The 3,501-nt window shown below is 70.7% G+C and carries 3 protein-coding genes and 1 riboswitch; of the genes, 2 read left to right on the top strand and 1 reads right to left on the bottom strand.

What is annotated here, in order from left to right:
• A partial coding sequence (locus tag FRW57_RS19030; protein ID WP_152186768.1) for a threonine aldolase family protein occupies nucleotides 1-1,054 on the top strand: 1,054 nt, incomplete at its 5' end.
• A gap of 316 nt (nucleotides 1,055-1,370) precedes the next feature.
• Here the strand turns inward: FRW57_RS19030 and FRW57_RS19035 are convergent.
• Nucleotides 1,371-2,027: a malonic semialdehyde reductase gene (locus FRW57_RS19035; RefSeq protein WP_152186769.1), complete on the bottom strand. Its 657-nt coding sequence runs from the start codon at nucleotides 2,025-2,027 to the stop codon at nucleotides 1,371-1,373.
• Between the two features lie 115 nt (nucleotides 2,028-2,142).
• Here FRW57_RS19035 and FRW57_RS19040 point away from each other — a divergent pair, with 115 nt between their 5' ends.
• Nucleotides 2,143-2,841 (top strand): iron-dependent transcriptional repressor DtxR, encoded by a 699-nt coding sequence (locus tag FRW57_RS19040; RefSeq protein WP_152186770.1) that lies wholly within the window; start codon nucleotides 2,143-2,145, stop codon nucleotides 2,839-2,841.
• A 247-nt stretch (nucleotides 2,842-3,088) separates the two neighbouring features.
• Nucleotides 3,089-3,295: riboswitch (cyclic di-AMP (ydaO/yuaA leader) on the top strand.
• The last annotated feature ends 206 nt before the right edge of the window (nucleotides 3,296-3,501 follow it).

A 3,501-nucleotide genomic window follows, 5' to 3' on the forward strand; every position in this document is an offset into this window, starting at 1 on the left:
AGTGCGCCGCCGCCTCCCCGGGGGCGTGGCCGACGCTCCGGCGCAGGTGCTCCGGCAGCTTGCCGACGAGCTCGAACGGTCCGCTGAGCCGCAGCGGTGGGACCGCTACGGCAACGGCGGCCCGGTGGAACAGCTCGAGCAGCAGGTCGCCGAGCTGTTGGGCAAGCCCGCCGCGGCGATGTTCCCGAGCGGCATCATGGCCCAGCAGGCCGCCCTGCGCGTCTGGACCGACCGGGCCGGATCGCGCCGCGTCGCGATCCCCGAGCTGTCGCACCTGCTGCACCACGAGCTCGACGGCCCACGGCTGCTGCACGACCTGCGCTATGAGTGGCTCACCACCGGCCCCGCCGTGCCGACCGCCGACGACCTGGCCGCGATCGCGGGGCCGCTCGGTGCGGTGCTGTTCGAGCTGCCGCTGCGGGAGGCGGCCTTCCTGCTCCCGAGCTGGGACGAGCTGGTGGCCTTCTCGACCGCGTGCCGGGACCGCGGCGTGCCGCTGCACCTCGACGGCGCGCGGCTGTGGGAGTCGACCCCTGCCCTCGGGCACGACCTGGCCGAGGTGGCCGCGCTGGCGGACACGGTCTACGTCTCCTTCTACAAGGGCCTCGGTGGCCTCGCCGGCGCCGTGCTCGCCGGGCCGGGGGACCTCGTCGCCGAGGCAACCCAGTGGCGCAAGCGCCTGGGTGGCACCCTCTACACCCTGCTGCCGTATGCCGTGTCCGCACTGCGTGGCCTGCGGACCGAGCTGCCGCGGATGGGCGACTACCACGCCCGCGCCTGCGAGTTCGCGGAGAAGCTGAGCGCTCGCGGGGTGCAGGTCCACCCGCTGGTCCCACACACCAACGCGTTTCGGCTCTACGCCGGGCAGCCAGTCGACCAGATCTCTGAGCGGGTGGTGGCGCTGATGGAGCGCGAGCAGCTGATGCTCACCGGAGGGTGGGCTCCGGCAGAGCTGCCGGGATCGTCCTGGACCGAGTTCGTCGTCGGGCCGGAGACGATGGGCTGGGACCCGGACGAGGCGGTCGACGCGCTCGTCGGTCTGCTGCGGCCCTGACCGCGGGGCGCGCGGGCGCCCGGACAGGGAACGACCCGTGAGCTCCGTGCCCCACGAGTCGGTGCACGGGTGCGGTGGACGAGCCGCACATACTCACGGGTCGCGGCGGCTGCGAGGGATTCGCGGCCTCCATCCGTCCCTGGCTGGCCCCACGGGGGCCAGTGAAACGGGGGCTGGCTAGCGCGCAGCCACCTCACGCGTCCGATAGATATTCACTAGGCGGACCACCTCCCTTCTCGTGTGCCCCGACGGTATGCCGGTCGGTTCCGTCCGCGCAACGGCTTAAGGCAGGTTGGTCGAGAGGTGGGGTGCCACCTCAGACGCTCGTGACGACGTCGTCGTAGTCGAGGCGGGGCAGCCGGTCCTGCCAGGCGTTCTCCGCCGGGTGCCCGATGTTGACGACGACCAGGGCCCGGTGCCGCCCGTCCGGGAAGAACTCGCGGGACACGGCGTCCGCGTCGAACCCGGTCATCGGCCCGGCGGCCAACCCCGCGGCTCGCACGCCGATGATGAAGTAGGCGATCTGGAGGGTGGCGTTGAGCTCCGCGGTGCGCTCGCGGGCCGAGTCGTCGCCGGCGAAGAGGTCACGGGCGCCAGGGAAGTGCGGGAAGGTTCTCGGCAGCTCATCGTGGAAGTCGACGTCCGCGGCGAGCACCGCGACCAGCGGAGCGCTGGACGTCTTGGCCCGGTTTCCCTCGCTCATCTGCGCGACGAGCTCTGCACGCGCTTGAGGGGAGCGCACGAGCACGACGCGCAGCGGCTGGTTGTTCATCGACGTCGGTGCCCACTTGACCAGGTCGTAGATGGCCTGCACCTGCGCGTCGGTCACCGGCTCCGTGGTGAAGGCGTTGGCGGTCCGGGCGGACCGGAAGAGCAGGTCCTGGGCCTCCCGAGCGAGCTCGAGCTCCTCGGCGAACTCGGCCTCCAGCCGGTCGAGGTCGAAGGAGCGGGTGTCAGTGGTGTGCGTCGTCATGTGTGGTTGAACGTTCAATCACCTTGGAAGCATTCCGAACACCCCGCATACAGCGTCGTGGCGTCCGTCACGTCGGCGTCGGACACCACTTCGAGAACAATGAGAGGCTTGGTCTGTGACCGACTTGATTGATACCACCGAGATGTATCTCCGCACGATCTACGAGCTCGACGAGGAAGGCATCATCCCGCTGCGCGCACGCATCGCCGAGCGGCTGGGTCACTCGGGTCCGACCGTCTCCCAGACCGTCGCGCGGATGGAGCGGGACGGTCTGGTCAGTCTCGGCGGAGACCGCCACCTGGAGTTGTCGGAGCTGGGCCGCCAGCTCGCCACGCGGGTCATGCGCAAGCACCGGTTGGCCGAACGCCTGCTCGTCGACGTGATCGGCCTGGAGTGGGAGTACGTCCACGAGGAGGCCTGCCGCTGGGAGCACGTGATGAGCGACCGCGTCGAGCGCAAGATCCTCGGGCTGATCGGTGAGCACCGCGAGTCGCCCTACGGCAACCCCATCCCCGGCCTCGACGAGCTCGGGGAGCCCGGCGAGGACGAGGAGTTCCGCCTCGGGGTGCGCAGCCTGCACGAGATCGCGGGGGACCAGTCCAAGGCCGTGATCGTGCGACGGATCGGAGAGCCGGCCCAGGTCGACCACGTGGCCCTCTCACTGCTCACCGAGGCCGGTCTGCTACCCGGTCGGCGGGTGCAGGTGCGGCTCGACCAGGGGCGCATCATCGTGGTGCCCGACGGAGGCGCCGACGTCGACGGCGTCTCGCTGCCCCCGGACGTCGCGGGACACGTCTTCGCAGCCGACGCCTGAGCAGCGGCCACACCTCGCCTGAGCCCGACCCCGGCGTCCGCCTGAACGATGTGACTGCGAGGGGTGCTCCGCTGGACTCGGGTGCACGAACCTTCCCGTAGCCACCCCCCCAGCCGCTCGAATCTGTCCAGATCTTTAACATGCCGTGACCGCGGCGTGACATCGCGCACGTCGCTGTGTACGGTGGTTGCGCCTCACCTTCCCTGGGGGAGGCCTACGACGAGATTCGCCTAGTCCTGTCATCACGTCGTGGTGGACGCAATTCCGCTTGGCAGGAGCGGGGGAACCACTTCCGGGGCGTCGAGAGGCGCTCCTTGGGGTGAAGTCCCGGATGGCGTGGGACGACCGCGTCCGGATCGAGAGATCCGCCGGTCGTCGCGCGGCGCCGGGGCCGGGTAGTCAACCTCCCACCCGAACCCGACAGCTCACCCCGTAGGCGCCGGAGAGGTTCATCACGTGTCGAAAAGCTCTGGGCGCCACCGCGCGCCGAGTCGTCTGAGCGCGGCTTCACTGTCTGACGTCGTCGCGCGGTCCGGTCAGCCGGTGGCCAAGGCCTCGGCGATCCTGGCCGTCTCGGGTGGCCTCGTGGCCACCGTGGCGGCCCCCAGCTCCGCGGCGCCGCTGTCGGGCGTGGCCGACGGGGGCCACAAGGTGCACGTC

This window comes from Segeticoccus rhizosphaerae (genome assembly GCF_009192725.1).
In the GTDB taxonomy this organism is placed as follows: domain Bacteria; phylum Actinomycetota; class Actinomycetes; order Actinomycetales; family Dermatophilaceae; genus Segeticoccus; species Segeticoccus rhizosphaerae.

Coding starts and splice junctions, on each gene's coding strand:
- FRW57_RS19035 (WP_152186769.1), bottom strand. CDS start 2,027: ATGACGACGCACACCACTGACACCCGCTCCTTCGACCTCGACCGGCTG.